At 37.4% G+C, this 17095-nt stretch carries 18 protein-coding genes and 1 tRNA gene; 14 read left to right on the top strand and 5 right to left on the bottom strand.

Features of this window, described 5'->3' with window-relative positions; all coding sequences use genetic code 11:
• Positions 1 to 38: 38 nt before the first annotated feature.
• On the top strand, positions 39 to 1181 hold the full coding sequence (locus RWM19_RS04705) for an AI-2E family transporter (protein WP_294023431.1): 1143 nt from the start codon (positions 39 to 41) through the stop codon (positions 1179 to 1181).
• Between the two features lie 54 nt (positions 1182 to 1235).
• Here the strand turns inward: RWM19_RS04705 and RWM19_RS04700 are convergent, their stop codons facing one another.
• From RWM19_RS04700 to RWM19_RS04690, 3 genes are all read right to left on the bottom strand, one after another.
• Complete coding sequence (locus RWM19_RS04700) at positions 1236 to 3329, bottom strand: glutamine synthetase III (RefSeq protein ID WP_313984269.1); 2094 nt, start codon at positions 3327 to 3329, stop codon at positions 1236 to 1238.
• 171 nt (positions 3330 to 3500) lie between these two features.
• On the bottom strand, positions 3501 to 3830 hold the full coding sequence (locus tag RWM19_RS04695) for a NifU family protein (protein WP_313984266.1): 330 nt from the start codon (positions 3828 to 3830) through the stop codon (positions 3501 to 3503).
• A 17-nt stretch (positions 3831 to 3847) separates the two neighbouring features.
• Entirely contained in the window at positions 3848 to 4318 is a 471-nt protein-coding gene (locus RWM19_RS04690) for a divergent PAP2 family protein (RefSeq protein WP_294023428.1), read from the bottom strand.
• Between the two features lie 76 nt (positions 4319 to 4394).
• Between RWM19_RS04690 and RWM19_RS04685 the strand changes: the two genes are divergently transcribed.
• From RWM19_RS04685 to RWM19_RS04675, 3 genes are read left to right on the top strand one after another with little or no spacing between them, the layout of a single operon-like run.
• The gene (locus RWM19_RS04685) at positions 4395 to 4763 is read left to right on the top strand and encodes a CvfD/Ygs/GSP13 family RNA-binding post-transcriptional regulator (RefSeq protein WP_294021652.1); all 369 of its coding nucleotides are present in this window, start codon (positions 4395 to 4397) and stop codon (positions 4761 to 4763) included.
• Entirely contained in the window at positions 4760 to 6040 is a 1281-nt protein-coding gene (locus tag RWM19_RS04680) for a glucose-6-phosphate isomerase (protein WP_313984261.1), read from the top strand. The genes RWM19_RS04685 and RWM19_RS04680 overlap by 4 nt, the downstream gene beginning before the upstream one ends.
• A 58-nt stretch (positions 6041 to 6098) precedes the next feature.
• On the top strand, positions 6099 to 7463 hold the full coding sequence (locus tag RWM19_RS04675) for an MATE family efflux transporter (protein WP_313984258.1): 1365 nt from the start codon (positions 6099 to 6101) through the stop codon (positions 7461 to 7463).
• Between the two features lie 28 nt (positions 7464 to 7491).
• On the opposite strand, the gene RWM19_RS04670 is transcribed toward RWM19_RS04675, so the two are convergent.
• On the bottom strand, positions 7492 to 8646 hold the full coding sequence (locus RWM19_RS04670; protein ID WP_313984255.1) for an FAD:protein FMN transferase: 1155 nt from the start codon (positions 8644 to 8646) through the stop codon (positions 7492 to 7494).
• Between the two features lie 91 nt (positions 8647 to 8737).
• Between RWM19_RS04670 and RWM19_RS04665 the strand changes: the two genes are divergently transcribed.
• The 8 genes from RWM19_RS04665 (at position 8738) to RWM19_RS04630 (ending at position 15317) form a co-directional block, all read left to right on the top strand.
• Positions 8738 to 10045 carry an RnfABCDGE type electron transport complex subunit C gene (locus tag RWM19_RS04665; RefSeq protein WP_294025884.1) on the top strand — a complete coding sequence of 436 codons (1308 nt, stop codon included), beginning with the start codon at positions 8738 to 8740 and terminating at the stop codon, positions 10043 to 10045.
• A gap of 12 nt (positions 10046 to 10057) precedes the next feature.
• Entirely contained in the window at positions 10058 to 11854 is a 1797-nt protein-coding gene (locus RWM19_RS04660) for an RnfABCDGE type electron transport complex subunit D (RefSeq protein WP_313984252.1), read from the top strand.
• 12 nt (positions 11855 to 11866) lie between these two features.
• Entirely contained in the window at positions 11867 to 12802 is a 936-nt protein-coding gene (locus RWM19_RS04655; RefSeq protein ID WP_313984250.1) for an FMN-binding protein, read from the top strand.
• 10 nt (positions 12803 to 12812) lie between these two features.
• Positions 12813 to 13475 carry an electron transport complex subunit RsxE gene (gene rsxE, locus RWM19_RS04650; protein ID WP_294020774.1) on the top strand — a complete coding sequence of 221 codons (663 nt, stop codon included), beginning with the start codon at positions 12813 to 12815 and terminating at the stop codon, positions 13473 to 13475.
• The gene (locus tag RWM19_RS04645; RefSeq protein WP_313984247.1) at positions 13475 to 14047 is read left to right on the top strand and encodes an RnfABCDGE type electron transport complex subunit A; all 573 of its coding nucleotides are present in this window, start codon (positions 13475 to 13477) and stop codon (positions 14045 to 14047) included. The genes rsxE and RWM19_RS04645 overlap by 1 nt, the downstream gene beginning before the upstream one ends.
• A 3-nt stretch (positions 14048 to 14050) precedes the next feature.
• A complete protein-coding gene (locus tag RWM19_RS04640) occupies positions 14051 to 14236 on the top strand; it encodes a hypothetical protein (protein WP_313984244.1) in 186 nt (61 codons plus the stop codon).
• Positions 14236 to 14523 (top strand): (Fe-S)-binding protein, encoded by a 288-nt coding sequence (locus RWM19_RS04635; RefSeq protein ID WP_294020777.1) that lies wholly within the window; start codon positions 14236 to 14238, stop codon positions 14521 to 14523. The genes RWM19_RS04640 and RWM19_RS04635 overlap by 1 nt, the downstream gene beginning before the upstream one ends.
• Positions 14524 to 14603: 80 nt before the next feature.
• Complete coding sequence (locus tag RWM19_RS04630) at positions 14604 to 15317, top strand: hypothetical protein (RefSeq protein WP_313984240.1); 714 nt, start codon at positions 14604 to 14606, stop codon at positions 15315 to 15317.
• A gap of 42 nt (positions 15318 to 15359) precedes the next feature.
• Here RWM19_RS04630 and RWM19_RS04625 read toward each other — a convergent pair.
• Positions 15360 to 15433: transfer RNA gene (locus tag RWM19_RS04625), tRNA-His, on the bottom strand.
• Positions 15434 to 15518: 85 nt separating this feature from the next.
• Here RWM19_RS04625 and RWM19_RS04620 point away from each other — a divergent pair.
• Both RWM19_RS04620 and RWM19_RS04615 read left to right on the top strand, forming a co-directional pair.
• On the top strand, positions 15519 to 16205 hold the full coding sequence (locus RWM19_RS04620; RefSeq protein WP_313984237.1) for a SprT family zinc-dependent metalloprotease: 687 nt from the start codon (positions 15519 to 15521) through the stop codon (positions 16203 to 16205).
• A 5-nt stretch (positions 16206 to 16210) separates the two neighbouring features.
• Positions 16211 to 17080 (top strand): mechanosensitive ion channel family protein, encoded by an 870-nt coding sequence (locus tag RWM19_RS04615; RefSeq protein ID WP_313984235.1) that lies wholly within the window; start codon positions 16211 to 16213, stop codon positions 17078 to 17080.
• Positions 17081 to 17095 lie beyond the last annotated feature (15 nt).

Raw genomic sequence — 17095 nt, 5'->3', positions numbered from 1 at the left:
ATTCAAAACTGGTATAATCAGTATGGAGGTTTTTGCGAATGAAATGGTCTAAATTAAAAGAAGAAACAATTGAAAATATCAAAGTATTTTCAATTTCAGGTATTCTTGTTGTAGCGTTTTATACGTTGATAAATAATGTTGAGCCTTTGTTTGGCGTTCTACAGGCAATCTTTGTGGCACTTTCACCATTTATTTATGGAATTGGAATTGCTTTTTTGTTGAATCCGCTACGAAAGATTATTGAATATAGTTGGTTAGGGAAGACAAAACTAAAGCCACGTACAAAGAAGATTATCGCTTCCTTTGGAGCGCTATTTATCGGAATTATCATGTTGTTTGTATTTTTCTCCATTCTTATTCCACAGATGATTTCTTCTATCCAAACCTTCCTGTCCTCTTTTGAGGGATATGTCGATTCTGCTCGTAACTTCTTTGAGTCTAACAACTTTTTTAGCGATGATTTACTTAAAACTTTAAACCCTGTTATTGATAAGGGTGTCAGTATGTTGGGAGATTGGGTATCTAATCTTGCAAGTAGTTTGAATGCCATCTTAATGTACAGTGTTATTTTCGCTAAGAGTGTGATGAACTTCTTGATTGGCATGATTATCGCATTATATATTCTTCTGGATGAGGTAAATCTCAAACGTCAAATGAAGAAAGTGTTATACGCGCTTCTTCCAGAGAAGACGACAAAGGGTATCTTAAGAACAACTCGTTTAACAATTAATACATTCAATAGTTTCGTTGCTGGTAAAGCGGTAGATTCTTTAATTATTGGAATCCTCTGTTATATTATCCTGTCATTTATGAAGATGCCATATACACCACTGATTAGTGTTGTTGTTGGTGTTACAAATATGATTCCTGTATTTGGTCCATTCTTAGGAGCGGTTCCAAGTATTCTGATTCTATTATTGGTTGATCCATTTAAAGCGTTGGAATTTTCAATCTTTATTCTAATCCTACAACAGGTAGATGGTAATATTATTGGCCCGCGTATCCTTGGTGGAGCAGTTGGCTTACCAACGTTATATGTCATGTTCGCTATCATTATTGGTGGTGCGTTATTTGGTATCGTTGGCATGTTTATTGGTGTACCAGTCTTCTCAGTTATCTTTGTATTAGTAAGCGAGTTTATCCATCGACAGTTGGATAAGAAAAATATCACAATACAATAAAAAACTGCAGTGGTTACTCATCCTAAACGAAGGAAGGGTGCCATGCAGTTTTCTTTATATATTGAATAAGATATCTTCGTATGATGGTAATTTGTAGAATTCTCTAGCTGCGATTTTTTCGTATGCATCTACGGATGCCCTAAGTTTGTCCATGAGAGGATTGATCTTGTAGTAGATATTTTGACCAACCTCAAATGTATTGCCAATCGTAGTTACTTTTTGCCAAGCATCTTCTAATGATTGAATTGCTTGGTATGTTTGATCAATCAATGTCGAAATAGTTCTAGCGTGGTCACGGATGAACTTTGGTGTATTCTTACCACTTGAGTTGATAGTATCATTGTAGAACTTAAGTTCTGCGATTTGGGAAGGAAGGATGTCTTTGCGTGCCATCTCAATCATTGTACGAACTTCAATACCCATAATCTTTTCGTATTGTTCCTGCAAAATGATACGGTTGGCTGCTAATTCTTTTTCAGAGTAGATATTTAAAGAAGTGAAGAGGTTAATGACAGAAGGGTCATTAAGAACTTCTGTGGATTCGATAAAACTCTTTACATTTGGTAAGCCTCTACGCTTTGCTTCCTTTGCCCATTCTTCACTATATCCATCTCCAGAGAAGAGAATTCTCTTGTGCTTTTCAATCAAGTTACGACAGATTGTTAATGCTTTTTCTCGGATGTCCTGAATATACTTGATGCCTTCAAGTTCATCCGCAATCTGATTGAGAGATTCTGCCATGATAGCGTTCAATACAGTATTTGAGAAAGATGCACTCATCGATGAACCGAGCATTCTAAACTCAAACTTATTACCAGTAAAGGCAAGAGGTGATGTACGGTTACGATCGGTGTTATCGTGAGGAATATAAGATAAACCTGTTACAGGATTAAAGGTGGTCTTTTCCTCTTGGGTAATTGGCTTTTTACTGTTCTTTGTATAGATATCATAGAGAATATTTTCAATATAACTTCCAAGATAAATTGAAATAATCGCTGGAGGTGCTTCGTTAGCACCTAGACGATGATCATTACCTGTACAGGATGCACTTAAGCGAAGCAAGAGAGGATATGTATCAACTGCACGAATAAATGCACATACAAATAATAAGAAACGGATGTTTTCAGCTGGCTTTTCACCTGGGGAAAATAGGTTTTGTCCATCATCTGTGATGATGGAATAGTTATCATGTTTACCGGAACCATTGATACCTTGGAATGGCTTTTCGTGTAAGAGACATGCAAAGCCATGTTTCTTGGCTGTCTCACGTAGGATATCCATAATGAGGTGATTTTGGTCAACAGCCACATTACCGTTTGTAAAGATAGGTGCTAATTCAAATTGTCCAGGCGCAACTTCGTTGTGCTCTGTTTTGGCATAGATACCTAACTTCCAAAGTTCTTGATTGGCTTCTTTCATAAAGGCTGCCACACGTGGTGGAATTGCACCAAAGTAATGGTCATCTAATTCCTGTGTCTTAGGAGATGGTACACCAAACAAAGTGCGACCAGTAAAGCGTAAGTCTAGGCGACGATCAAAGTATTTACGGTCGATGAGAAAGTATTCTTGCTCAAGTCCTACGGAAATATCACAACTCTTTACATCTTTATCGCCAAGAATATTAACAATGCGTGTTGCGGATTTGCTGAGTGCTTCTAATGATTTTAATAGAGGATCTTTTTTATCTAAGGCTTCACCACTGTAAGACACAAAGACAGTAGGGATACAGAGGATGTTATCACGGATGAATACCGGACTCTTTACATCCCAATAGGTATATCCGCGTGCTTCAAATGTTGTACGTAAACCACCATTAGGGAAGCTTGAGGCATCTGGCTCACCTTTGATAAGCATCTTTCCAGAAAATCGAGCAAAAGGCTCTCCATTTATATCTGGCTCTAAGAAACTATCATGTTTTTCGGCTGTGCCGCCAGTCATTGGTTGGAACCAGTGTGTGAAGTGAGTAGCACCATTATCAAGTGCCCAAAGTTTCATCGCATGTGCGATTGCATCTGCGGTTGTGCGGTCTAGCATTTCTTCGTTTGCGACTGTTTTCTTCCAAGAAAGATAGACAGGGCGAGGCAAGCGACTCTTCATCTCTTTTTCGCCAAATACTTTAGAACCAAAATCTTTAAATAGGTCTTCCATAGTATCTCCTTTTTAGTTATGAAAAATTTATAACGTTTTACATGATGTTTCAATATAAAATTATGAATTTTTTATCATTTCTATAAATTTTCTTTTAAATTCTATGAAATTTTTATAGAAATGACAGAAAATCTGAAAATAAAATAAAAAATGCAGAAAATTTTCTGCATTTTAGTAATATGGGTTAAATTCATCGAAGTTGTTTGTTTCTAACAAACGAACATCATGTACTTCAGGTACTTCATCTAATAAGATAGCTTTAATACCATCATTTAATGTGGAATCCATTACCATACATCCATTACATGCACCAGTCATTGTTACTGTAACAACTCCATCCGCATATCCCACCAAGAAGACGTCACCGCCATCCGCTTGGATATATGGGCGAATCTTGTCTAGCGTATGTTGAATGCGCTGTAACAACTCCTTACGGACTGGATCAGTTTCTAGGGCAATTAGATCCGCACTACTTTCAGAATAAAAATCTGTATCACTCATTACTATCGCCTCTTTCCTTACTTTACAAGATAGAAGATATACGCAACGAATAGTCCCCAAATAATACCACCAACAACTTCAACCCAACGATGACCAAGTACAGGTTTTAATTTTGTCTTATAGATGGAACTTTCGAATACATGAGGATATCTTTCTTGTAAATCCTTGACTAATTGTTGCGTAACTTTGATGTTTTGTCCACTATAATACCTCACATTTGCGGCATCATAGATAACAATAATGGCTAAAACAACGGTAATCGCAAATAGAGTCGAACTAAAACGCTCACGGAAGCCTACCGCTAAAGCAAGGGCAGAGACCATTGCACTATGTGAACTTGGAAAGCCACCGCAAGCAACGGTTAAACTCCATTCCCAATCATGCTCGGGTTCGACGATAAATGCACAAATTGGTTTTAAAAGCTGTGCACTGATAGCCGCAAATATAGCACAAAATATAATATGTATCGTATTTAATGAAATTAACATAATAAGCCTCTAGATAAAGTATAGCACACATCTTTTCTTGAGTGTGCTATACTTAAGAACGATTGGAAATGCTAAAATGATATACAAACCAGGACAGATTGTAGAAGGAAAAATAACAGGGATTCAACCCTACGGTGCATTTGTGGCACTGGAACATCATGTGAGTGGACTAATTCACATCTCTGAAATTAGTGATGGATTTGTGAAGGATATTTCAAAGTTTGTTACGGTTGGGGATGTTTTGAAGTTAAAGGTCTTGGAATGCGATGATAAGAGTAGTCATGTCAAGTTATCATTGAAAGCACTTCAGAAAGCACACTCAAGAAATAGACGTAAACCGATGGGACATAAACCAAGTTTACCGAACATGAAAATGGGTTTTCAGACAATCGCAAATGCTATGAGTGAATGGATCAAAGAGGCGAAGGAGACTATTTTAAAATGATGAAGTTAAATACATCACACGCTTTACTCAAGGAAAGTATTGAAAGTTATCAAGAAAAAGTAAATGAACTACACAAAGTAATTTTTGAAAGAACTGGTGCCGGTAACGACTTTATGGGATGGGTCGATTGGGCTGAAACATATGATAAGGCTGAATTCGAACGCATCTTAAAGGTTGCTGAAAAAGTAAAGGATAAGGCTGAAGTATTACTTGTATGTGGTATCGGTGGATCTTACTTAGGTGCACGTGCTGCTATCGAAATGATTCAAGGTCTATACTCAGGAAATAAGACAGAAGTTATTTTCGTAGGTAATACATTTTCATCTACATATATTGCACAAGTGTTAAAGCACATCCAGGACAAGAGCGTTGTATTGAACGTTATTTCTAAGTCTGGTACAACAACTGAAACAGCACTTGCTTTCCGTGTATTCCGCGAATTCATGGAAAAGAAATATGGCAAGGAAGAATGCAAGGAACGTATCATCGCAACTACAGATAAAGCACGTGGTACATTAAAGGCATTAGCAGATAAAGAAGGATACGAAACATTCGTTATCCCTGATGATATTGGTGGTAGATACTCTGTAATTACGCCAGTAGGTTTAGTGCCACTTGCTATTATGGGTGTAGATATCAAGAAGATCATGGCTGGTCTTTATGATGCATATAAGGAATTAAACACAGCAGATCTTTCTAAGAACCCTGCTTATCAATACGCTGTATGCAGACGTATCCTACAGAACCAAGGTTATGATGTAGAAATGTTTGTTGCGTATGAACCGCAGCTTGCAATGCTTGCTGAATGGTGGAAGCAGTTATTAGGTGAATCTGAAGGTAAGGATGGTAAGGGTATCTTGCCAGATAGTGCAAACTTCTCAACAGATTTACATAGCTTAGGACAGTTTATCCAAGAGGGTAAGAAAGTTCTATTCGAGACAATCCTAGAAGTAGAGAATCCTACAGAAGATCTACTTATTCCAACGGATGCGGAAAATAGCGATCAGATGAACTACCTTGCTGGTAAGTCATATGATTGGGTCAATAAGATGGCTTGCCTTGGTACAATTGAAGCTCACGAAGTAACAGGTGGTGTTCCTAACTTAATCATTTCTATTCCAGATATGAAGGAATACTCATTTGGTTATCTCTGCTATTTCTTCTTCATCGCTACAGCGATGACTTGCTATATGATTGATATCAACCCATTCAATCAGCCAGGTGTAGAAATCTATAAGAAGAATATGTTCCGTTTATTAGGTAAACCTACTAAGTAAGTCTTTAAGAGGAAGAAATTCCTCTTTTGATTTTATGAATAGAAAGGATGGTGTGTAGATGTCTACAATAAATCAAGAGGCGCATTATCGCCGTATGACACAAGATTCAATTCCACACTTAATTACGCAGCTAGCAGTTCCAACGATTATATCGATGCTTGTAACGAGTATCTATAATATGGCAGACACTTACTTTGTAGGTACAATTAGTACTTCTGCAAGTGGTGCGACTGGTATTGTATTTAGTTTGATGTCTATTCTACAGGCCTTTGGCTTTATGTTTGGACATGGTGCAGGTGCGAATATCTCACAACAACTAGGCTCAAAAAATGTAGAGAAGGCTAGAATATACGCTTCGACAAGTTTCTTTCTTTCTATTTTTGTTGGTGCAGTTGTAATGGTCATTGGACTCATCTTTATGGATCCAATGATGCGTTTGATGGGTAGTACAGACACCATCCTTCCGTATGCTAGAATATATGCATTCTATATTTTGCTTGCAGGCATGGCTATGACATCAAGCTGTGTGTTAAACAATATCTTGCGTTATGAAGGTAAAGCCTTCTATGCGATGATTGGTTTAACACTTGGTGGTGTCTTGAATATCTTTGGTGATTATATTTTAGTTCGCATCTTTCATATGGGCATTGCAGGTGCAGGCCTTAGTACAACTATCTCACAATATATTAGTATGTTTGTGCTTGTACTACCTTATTTACAAGGTAAAACTCAAAGCCGTTTACAACCAAAATATGTAACATGCAAGCCTGAAATTTTAAATCGTATCTTTTCGACAGGACTACCATCTTTGAGTCGACAAGGATTAAACTCACTATCTACAATGGTATTAAATACTACATCTGCGATGTATGGTGATGCGGCTGTTGCAGGTATTTCTATCGCAACTCGTATTGTGTCTTTCTTATTTTGTGTTGCGCTTGGTATTGGTCAAGGATTCCAGCCTGTTAGTGCATTTAACTATGGCGCAAAAATCTATAGTCGTGTTAAGAAGGGATTCTACTTTACGCTTAAGAGTGGCACTGCATTGATGGCGATTCTTGCGGTAATTGCATTTACATTCTCAGGACATTTTGTTGCGCTGTTTAGAGATGATCCTGATGTTATAGCAGTTGGTACAACGGCATTACGTTTCCAATGTGTATCTTTAGTATTAATGCCGATGACGATGTATGGGAATATGTTATTTCAGTCAATTTCACGTAGTGCCGTTGCAACATTTCTAGCGATGCTACGAAGTGGACTAATTCTAATCCCTGCTGTCATTATCTTGCATGCATGTTTTGGAATAACAGGTATTGAAGCTGCACAATCTGTAAGCGAGATTATGACTGCAATTATTTCATTACCGTTTATTCTTTATCTATTTAAAACATTTCCAGAAGATGGAAGAGATATCATATAAAAAGCGATGGATTCATCGCTTTTTATGTCTAATAAGTAATAATGTCTTTTAAGCCTTCGCTTGCTACAACGTAATAGCCGTTTGTTTCTTTGCCATCACCCTGTTTCTTTGCTGGATCCATGACCCATACTGCATTCGCTTCTTTACCTGTTGCTTTCGTGTAAGCTTCAAGTACTTTCTTTCCATCTTCGATAGAAAGTGTAAATAGTGTTGTACTTAAGCAGTCAGCGACACCGGAATCTTCTGTAAAGATTGTGACACTATGGTAATGTGTTGCGGGATAATTTGTGGATGGATCAATAATGTGGTGATAACTATTACCATCTGTTGCAATATAGAAGCGCTCATAGTCTCCACTTGTAACAAAGGAGAAGGAGCCTTTGGAAGAAATTAATGCAAGTCCATTTGGTAGAGCACCTTCTGGATCAGCAATACCGACATTCCATGTGCTTCCATCAGGTTTATCATTTACAGTACGGATGTTTCTGCCAACATTGAAGTAACCTGCTTGCATGTGTTGACTAACTTCTTCCGCAACTAATTCTGTTGCATATCCTTTTGCAATACCACCAACATCAAATGATTGACATGGCTGAGTGATATATACTGTGCTTTCTTCGTCGTTTATTACAACATTATCCCAACCCTTACAACCGGCAGCTTGTGTAAGTTCTTCCTCTGATGGAAGATTACCAAGTTGTTTTTCAGCGTTGAGTTTAATACCTTCTTCACGATACTTATGCCAAACCTTAAGAAGGGCACCCATGGTAATATCAAATTCGCCATTGGAGTAATCATAGAACTGTTTTGCCATATGCAACATGTCAATGATCGGTTTATCAACTTTGACTGGTTTGATACCAGCGTTATCATTAACTGTCTTTAGGTTATTGATACCATCATAGTCGTTATAAATATCAAATAACTGATTGTAATAACGAAGCAGGGTAGTGCTATCTTTGAAATGAGCAGCTGCCGATTCGGTATTCGTTGTATATTCCATGTAACTATAGATTGTATCAAAGCCTACATCAGAACTCACATTTTCATATTTGGTTAGACTTTCGCTATTGGTTGAAGTTGTGCTAGAAACACTGTTTTTACTCTCTTTCGTTGTACAGCCAGCAAGTAGTGTACAAACGCTTAATGCGCTGATTAATAATTTAGTTATTTTTCTTTTCATATCTAAACTATATCATAAAAGCCATCTTACTGTTAATGTGGGAATATGTTATAATTTTGAGTGATTTCAAATGAGGAAAGGAAAGAATATTATGTCAATATTTACAGGACCAATGAAGCTTCATTTAAATGGACATAAGGATTGGACTCTTCACAAAGAAGTATTGAAGTCTATCGATCCAGATGTTGTTTGGATTCCGCTTGTAAACGGTGTTGCCCCATGCCAACCACTTGTTCAAGTTGGAGATGAAGTTAAGATTGGACAAAAGATAGCAGAAAGAAATGATGCATTCTATTTACCACTCTTTGCGTCTGTTTCCGGTACTGTTACGGGTATCGAAAAGTTCTTGGGTGCAGGTGGTACAATGATTGACCATCTACGCATTCAAAATGACCACAAACATACAGTAGAACGTGCGTTTGCGGCGTTTGATTATGAAAAGGCTAGCTGGCAGGAATTACATGCATTTGCCAAGGAGTCCGGTATGCTTGGCTTAGGTGGTGCAGGATTTCCATCTTATGTAAAGTATAACAAGCCAGAGAATGTAGAACTTTTTATCGTAAATGCGGTTGAATGTGAACCATTTTTAACATCTGATTATAAGAATATTGAAGAAAACATGGACTTACTAAAGGTAGGTACACTTGCATTCTTCAAGATGAGTAATGCAAAGGCTGGTTGTATCGCAATCAAGGAAGATAAGAAGGAACAGATTGCCCAACTGCAAGAAACATTTAAGGGAACACCAATCGAGGTGCGTATCGTTCCTAACGTTTACCCTATGGGTTGGGAAAGAACACTTGTATACCAGCTAACAAAGAAGCGCTATGACAGATTACCAATTGAAGCAGGCTGTATTGTTAACAACGCATCTACAGCAATTGCATTTGGTAATGCGCTCGTAAATGGTATGCCAGTTACACATAAGTACTTAACTGTATCTGGTGATGCGGTTAAGAATCCACAGAATGTATATGTTCCTGTTGGAACAAAGGTACATGAGATTATCGACGCCGTTGGTGGATATAAAGATGGTGTGGATGATGTAGTGTTACTAGCTGGTGGACCAATGATGGGTCGTGCAGTTCCTAATGATCAATTTGCAGTAATGCAACAGAACAATGGTCTTACAATTCAGAAGTATGAAAAGCCAGATACAGTTGCTTGTTTACGTTGTGGACGTTGTACGGAAACATGTCCATCCGGATTACAGCCAGTACGTATCGCTTCTGAACATAAGTCTGTAGACTATGATACATTAATGCGTTTAGATGTAATGAACTGTATTGAATGTGGTCTATGTACATATGTATGTCCATCTAAGATTGAAGTAACTGAGAATGTTAGACGTGCAAAGACATTTGTACGTGCAAAACTAGCAGCACAGGCAAAGAAATAGGAGGCAAGAAAAATGAAATTTTCATATAAAGTATCGCCTAACTATGCGGCTAAACAATCTACAACAGGTATTATGTTGGAACTTAGCTTAGCTTTGGTTGTTGTGACAGTTGCTTCTGCAATCTGGTATGGAGTGACAGGCGGTGCTTCTTTAGGCATTCGTGTTATTCTACTGTCCATCGCTTCTGTAGTAACTGCATTGTGTACTGAAACATTGTACTTACTTGCAAGAAAGAAGAAGGACATTGCAAAAGAATTGTTACATTCCTATGGTTGGGTAACAGGTTTAATTATTCCATTAATCACAAGAATTAATGTTAGTTTTTACGCAATTATCATTGCGACTGCAATTGCAATCTTGTTTGGTAAGATGTTATTTGGTGGATTTGGTCAGAACATATTTAACCCAGCAGCATTTGCGGAAGCAATTATCATGAACTCATTTAGCGCAAGTGTTGCGGCTGATATACAAACAGGTGCTACACCACTTGCAGCCATGAAGTCATATGGTTGGGTAGTTGATGGCAGTGCATTGCAAAATGTATTAGGTCAATTTGGTAACTTATCCGGTATGTTCTTAGGTAATTATCAGAGTGTTATCGGTGGATCGTGCGCATTATTGTTAATTCTCGTTGCAGTATATCTCATTGCTAGACGTATTATTGACTATCGTTTGACAGTGACATATATCGTAACAGTATTCGTAGTATCTCTCATTGTTGGTTTAATGCATGGTGCAGGTATTGAATATGCAATCGTTAATGTATTAGCGGGTGGTGTATTATTCGCTGGTGTGTTCATGTTAACAGATCCAGTTACTTCACCAGTATCAATTCCAGGTAGATATGTATTTGCGGTAGGTGCTGCAGCTCTTACATTGATTATTCGTTGGAAGGCTAACTTACCAGATGGTGCATTATACTCTGTCTTAATTATGAATATGCTAACACCTGCAATTGATCAGTTGCTAGATGGTAGTCAGATTAAGGATGCGGCAAAGATTGCGCGTAAAGCAGTTATTGCAATGTGTGCATTCTTAGTGGCAGTTCTTCTTGTTGGATCTAGTTTAGTAGCAAAGACTCCAACAGTTGCTGAAGAGCCAAAGAAGGATGATAAACCTGCAGAAGCAGTAGCATTAAGTGCTGAGGACTTTAGCGAAAATAATGCAGAGTGTACAGAGACAAGTAATGATGGCACAACTGCAGTATATGCATGTAAGGCAAAGGGATTCGAAGGTGTTAACGAAGCTACAGTAACAATTGATGTAGCGAAGAAGACGGTTGTATCCATTGCGGTTACTAAGTTTAGTGATACGGAAGAAGTTGGTGATCAAGCTACTACAGAAGAACAACTTAAGAAATATGTTGGTGCAACTGCAGATAGTAAGATTGACGCAACAACAGGAGCGACATTTACAAGCAAGTCACTACGCGCAATGATTGCGACCGCTTTAAAGTCTGCTTCCGCAGTAGCGTTAGGCAAAGAAGATTTCAAAGACAACAAAGCAGAGTGCTCGGAAACAAGCAATGATGGAACAACAGCCATCTATGCATGTAAAGCACATGGTTTTGAAGGGGTAAATGAAGCAACAGTCACAGTAGATGTAGCAAGTAAGTCTGTAAAGAGTATTGAAGTTACAAAGTTTGGCGATACAGAAAGCGTAGGCGACCAAGCAACAAAAGCAGCTGAGTTAGATAAGTACAAGGGAGTTACATTTGAAAGTAAGGTAGACTCTACAACAGGAGCAACATTTACAAGTACATCACTCAGAGCAATGATTACAACAGCCTTGCAGGCTGCAACAAAGTAAGGAGGTACTCGTATGAAAATTGATAAGACTTCAGGAGTATATAAAGCATGCATGCTTGGTATTCTCTGTGCTGTATGTGGAATTCTACTATCAACAGTAAATGCGATTACCGCTCCGATTATTCAAGAAAATGCATTGGCATCTGTTAAGTCATCATTAGAGCAGATTTATCCAGGTGCAACATTTACAGATGTTACAGAAGACAAGATTGGTCTTCTTGAATTAAAAGATGGTGAAGAGTCTCTCATCGATGGCATTTACAACGCTGAAGGTAAGGGGACAATCTTTACATTACATTCTACAGGATATAACGCAGATGGATTTAAGTTCATGATTGCGTATAACAATGACGGTTCCGTTGGTGGATACAGTGTACTTGAACAAGCCGAAACAGCTGGTAAAGGTGATAAGGCATTTAAGGATCCATATGTAAGTGATGTATTAAAACTTACTTCTTCTGATACAATGCCACTTATTACTGGTGCAACAATTACAACTACTGCAGTAGGAAAAGCAGTAGATCAAGCTAGACAAGTATTTAATAAGATGAATAATATCTCTTATGATGAAAATGCGACAGCTACACCTGCGCCAAAAGCAGAGCCAGTAGCGTTAGGTAAAGAAGACTTCAAAGACAACAAAGCAGAGTGTACAGAAACAAGCAATGATGGTGCAACAGCTGTCTATGCATGTAAAGCACATGGTTTTGAAGGGGTAAATGAAGCAACAGTCACAGTAGATGTAGCAAGTAAGTCTGTAAAGAGTATTGAAGTTACAAAGTTTGGCGATACAGAAAGCGTAGGCGACCAAGCAACAAAAGCAGCTGAGTTAGATAAGTACAAGGGAGTTACATTTGAAAGTAAGGTAGACTCTACAACAGGAGCAACATTTACAAGTACATCACTCAGAGCAATGATTACAACAGCCTTGCAGGCTGCAACAAAGTAAGGAGGAAGGTATGAGCGAAAAGAAAATTAAAGGTCAAGGCTTCTTCTCTAGATTAGCAACAGAGAACCCAGTATTCGCAACTTACTTAGGTATCTGTTCAACATTAGCAATTACAACAAGTTTAAACAGTGCGATTGGTATGGGTGTTGCGGTAATTGTTGTATTAACATTATCCAATATCTTAGTATCATTAATTGCACCAATTACACCGGATGATATTCATATTCCAGTTTATATCGTTATTATTGCAACACTAGTTACAATTGTTTCAATGTTTATGCATGCATATACACCAAGTTTATTTACTGCCTTAGGCGCATTCTTAGACTTAGTTGTTGTAAACTGTATTATCTTAGGACGTGCTGAAGCATATGCATGCAAGCATACAGTACTTGAATCTATCGTTGATGGATTACAACAGGGTTGTGCTTACACATGTGCACTTCTTGCAATGTCACTTATCAGACAGTTATTAGGTACTGGTGGATTATCTTTCTCAAATCCATTTACAAACAATGTAGTATTTGCATTTAGAATTATTCCAGAAGGATTTGAAATTCCAATGTTCACAGAGCAGTTTGGTGCATTTATCACATTTGCATGTTTAGCTGCTGGTGTAGCTGCTTACAAGAACCATCTTGCAAAGCCAGCAAAGAAAGGAGCTGCTAAATAATGAATTTATTTACACTCTTGATCAGTGGATTACTGATTAACAATATTATTCTTACGAAGTTCTTAGGTATGTGTCCATTTATGGGAGTATCTACAAAACTTGAATCTGCAGTAGGTATGGGTCTTGCCGTTATCTTTGTTATCTTCGGTGCATCCATTCTTGCATGGGGACTTTATCACTTTATCTTAGTTCCATTTGAACTAGAGTTTATGGAACTGATCTGCTTCATCTTATTGATTGCAGCATTCGTTCAGTTTGTTGAATTGTTCGTTAAGAAGTTCTCACCAGAACTGTATAAGTCATTAGGTATTTACTTACCACTTATTACAACAAACTGTGCAGTACTTTACGTAGCAATGGATAACATTACACAGAAGTATACATTGGCACAAACAATGGTAAATTCTGTCGCAGTACCTGCTGGCTTTATGATGATGCTAGTTATCTTTGCAACAATCCGTAGACGTTTAAATCAAAATGATATTCCGAAGGCATTCCAGGGCAATCCTATCGCTTTCATTTGTGCAGCAATTATGGCAATTGCATTCTCTGCATTTGCTGGATTAGTATAAGCCGTGCTTAGAATCATTGTTGCGGCTTTATTAGCTGTAGGTTTCTTTGCCCTAAATGTATGGCTATTAAGGTTAAATCAGAAAACACCAAAGCCTGAAGGTTGTGAAGACCTGAAGGCAGAGTGTTCTGCATGTGGTATTAGTGAATGTAGTGTTCGCCAAGCGCCACACAAAACAGAGGAGGAATAATGGTAGTAGCAATTTTAAAAGCTTTTGGCTTGATGTTAGTATTGGGTGCTGTTTTAGGTGGTGTACTAGCGTTTGCTTCCATTAAGTTCTATGTGAAGGAAGATAATCGCAAGGAAGAGTTAACAGCTCTATTACCTGGTTATAACTGCGGTGCTTGTGGTAACCCAGGCTGTGCTGCGATGGCTGTGAAGTTACTTGATGGCCAAGCACAAGTTGAACAGTGCAAACCAAGCAAGCCAGATCAAAGAGAAGCTATTAAAGCATATCTTGCTGAACATGTAGGTTAAGAAAAATTCCTGAGCGTAAGCTTAGGAATTTTTTGTGGAGAATATCATCAAATTACATATAAAATCTTGAGGGTAATTTGATGAAGAAGATAAGAAGAACGTCAATTTTTGTACTGATACTATGTTTATGGATAGCTGGAAATATACTAGTTTTTCGCTACTTTTTAGCAAAGACGATTAATTTAAAAACAACCTATATCGCAAAGCGTGATATTCCACCACGTTCAGAGATTCAAACTGAAGATCTAACTATGATTCAAGTTCCAGAAAAATACATGCAGTCATATACTTGGAATGAAAAAGCAGATATTGTTGGTAAATATACATCAATTCAAGGAATGATACCGAAGGGCTCTTTGTTTTATAAAGATATGCTGTATAACGAAAAAGAAGTCCGTGATCTTGCAATCACAAAACTTCAAGAGGGGATGACGATATTTACGTTAGAAACAAATGTATCTGCGTTAGGTAGTATAGAAGAGGGGATGTATGCAGATATTCATGTTTCAATCTCGCAAAAGAAAGATATACCAATTACTGGTATTTTGATACGCCATGCGGAAGTAATATCCATTAAAGATCATAAAGGGTTATCACTAAAAGATGAACAATCTTCAAAGGTTCCATATTTTATTGAACTTGGAATCAATCAAAGTGATATTGATTATCTATCGCTAGCTTCATCGTTAGGAGAAGTAAGACTGTTTCCATCTAAAAATTCTTATCAACCAGATAAGTCTACGTTAGAACTTGATTCTAAAGTGACAGAGTATTTAAAGATTCTTCAACAGTAGTAAACAAAAAAATCCGTGTTTAACGGATTTTTTGCTACAAGGGGCGACTAATGGGACTCGAACCCATGAGTGCTGGAGCCACAATCCAGTGTGTTAACCAACTTCACCATAGCCGCCATGTGCTAAAATATATTATCATATCCAAAAATAATAAACAATATATATTTTTGGCTAAATTGCAAATAGAGGTATTAAATATACATGAGACAAATAAATGTTGGTGGTGAACTGCGAAATCTCGTAGTTGAACACAAGCGGAATAAGAGAATGTACTTACGTGTAAAAGATGATGGAACATTATTCGTTACCTGCCCACGTTATGTCAGTGAGCAGGAAATTCTATCCTTTATTTTTGAAAAGGAAGAATGGATTTTAAAAGTTAGTAAAAAGGAAAGAAAAAAGAATCGCTATCTTTTAGATGGCACTGACCATAAAGAGGCCTGTTGGTTAGGAAGGGTATATCCTGTGGAATTTATCATTTCAAAGCAGCGCTTTATGGCGGTAGAGCAGGATCGTATCGTATTCTATCTCCCAGAAATTAAAGATAATATCATTCAAGATATTTTCTATCGTACAGGAAACTTACAACTGAAACTAATGGTGGAGGAAAGACGGAAAGAATGGGATGATCATATTTGTCTTGCAAATTATCGAAATCTTCCGCGTATTACACTAAAATACATGACGAGTAGATGGGGATCTTATTCACCGATGACACATCACATTAGTTTATCATCAAGACTCATCCATTTTCCGGTTGTATGTTTAGATTATGTTTTATTACATGAGTATGCGCATATCCTAGAAGCGAACCATTCGAAACGATTTTATGATATCATCAGAATGTATATGCCTGAATATAAGGAATATAACGATTTATTGAAGTGAGGTTAATGATGGGAAACATTGTAAAAGAAAATAGTGTGTTTTTATTTGGGAATACTATTTTTGAAAATGGAGCTTTAGGCTTTATCATTACATTTTTGATTACAGTGATTATCGCAAAGATATTTTCAACGATATTGGAAAAACTAGTTGATCATGCGATGAAGAAAGATGCTAGGGCTAGTATGCCATTTAAGTATCTTTTAAAGATATTACGTACAGTGATTTACGTGATTGCGACTTTCGCTATCTTGATGAATGTGAAACCTTTACAGAGTGTTTCTACAGCGATACTAGGTGCAACGAGTGTTATGACGGTTGTCGTTGGCTTAGCTGCACAGGAAACGTTCGGTAACTTTATCGCCGGGTTCTTCATTGTTATCTATCAACCATTTCACGTGGGAGATATGGTAAATCTTCCTGAGAAGAATATCTCTGGCACAGTGATTGAAATCACATTCCGTCATACGATTTTAAATACGGTTGAAAATACAAAAATCATTGTGCCAAATAGTACGATGAACTCTGCAATTGTAGAAGATAAAGCATTTGGACAGAAGACATATATTCGCTATTTAGTTTTATCAGTTGCGTATCATACGGATATCGATAAATTGGAGAGAGTGATTACTGATGTTGTAGTAAATACAGATGGCGTCATCGATACTAGAAGTGCAGAAGCAAAAGAAAAGAATTTACCAATTAATATTACGGTAAATGAGTTCTTAGACAGTGGTATTCAGATTCGTTTTCCATTTACAACAAAGTCACTAGGTAAGAGTGTAGAAACCGCATCAAAGATTCGCAAAGCTTTACTCGTTGCGTTTAGAGAGAATGGAATTGAAATTCCATATACAAAGATTCAGATTCTTAAATAGAATATGTAAACGTTT

Origin of the sequence: uncultured Solobacterium sp. (assembly GCF_963517755.1) — a bacterium.
GTDB lineage: Bacteria > Bacillota_I > Bacilli_A > Erysipelotrichales > Erysipelotrichaceae > Bulleidia.
Note: the sequence above shows the minus strand (reverse complement) of the source record. Positions and strands in the feature narration are given on the sequence as shown.

Excerpts from the sequence above, each read along its gene's own strand:
- RWM19_RS04705 (WP_294023431.1), top strand. The coding sequence starts at position 39 with ATGAAATGGTCTAAATTAAAAGAAGAAACAATTGAAAATATCAAAGTA.
- RWM19_RS04700 (WP_313984269.1), bottom strand. The coding sequence starts at position 3,329 with ATGGAAGACCTATTTAAAGATTTTGGTTCTAAAGTATTTGGCGAAAAA.
- RWM19_RS04695 (WP_313984266.1), bottom strand. The coding sequence starts at position 3,830 with ATGAGTGATACAGATTTTTATTCTGAAAGTAGTGCGGATCTAATTGCC.
- RWM19_RS04690 (WP_294023428.1), bottom strand. The coding sequence starts at position 4,318 with ATGTTAATTTCATTAAATACGATACATATTATATTTTGTGCTATATTT.
- RWM19_RS04685 (WP_294021652.1), top strand. The coding sequence starts at position 4,395 with ATGATATACAAACCAGGACAGATTGTAGAAGGAAAAATAACAGGGATT.
- RWM19_RS04680 (WP_313984261.1), top strand. The coding sequence starts at position 4,760 with ATGATGAAGTTAAATACATCACACGCTTTACTCAAGGAAAGTATTGAA.
- RWM19_RS04675 (WP_313984258.1), top strand. The coding sequence starts at position 6,099 with ATGTCTACAATAAATCAAGAGGCGCATTATCGCCGTATGACACAAGAT.
- RWM19_RS04670 (WP_313984255.1), bottom strand. The coding sequence starts at position 8,646 with ATGAAAAGAAAAATAACTAAATTATTAATCAGCGCATTAAGCGTTTGT.
- RWM19_RS04665 (WP_294025884.1), top strand. The coding sequence starts at position 8,738 with ATGTCAATATTTACAGGACCAATGAAGCTTCATTTAAATGGACATAAG.
- RWM19_RS04660 (WP_313984252.1), top strand. The coding sequence starts at position 10,058 with ATGAAATTTTCATATAAAGTATCGCCTAACTATGCGGCTAAACAATCT.
- RWM19_RS04655 (WP_313984250.1), top strand. The coding sequence starts at position 11,867 with ATGAAAATTGATAAGACTTCAGGAGTATATAAAGCATGCATGCTTGGT.
- rsxE (WP_294020774.1), top strand. The coding sequence starts at position 12,813 with ATGAGCGAAAAGAAAATTAAAGGTCAAGGCTTCTTCTCTAGATTAGCA.
- RWM19_RS04645 (WP_313984247.1), top strand. The coding sequence starts at position 13,475 with ATGAATTTATTTACACTCTTGATCAGTGGATTACTGATTAACAATATT.
- RWM19_RS04635 (WP_294020777.1), top strand. The coding sequence starts at position 14,236 with ATGGTAGTAGCAATTTTAAAAGCTTTTGGCTTGATGTTAGTATTGGGT.
- RWM19_RS04630 (WP_313984240.1), top strand. The coding sequence starts at position 14,604 with ATGAAGAAGATAAGAAGAACGTCAATTTTTGTACTGATACTATGTTTA.
- RWM19_RS04620 (WP_313984237.1), top strand. The coding sequence starts at position 15,519 with ATGAGACAAATAAATGTTGGTGGTGAACTGCGAAATCTCGTAGTTGAA.
- RWM19_RS04615 (WP_313984235.1), top strand. The coding sequence starts at position 16,211 with ATGATGGGAAACATTGTAAAAGAAAATAGTGTGTTTTTATTTGGGAAT.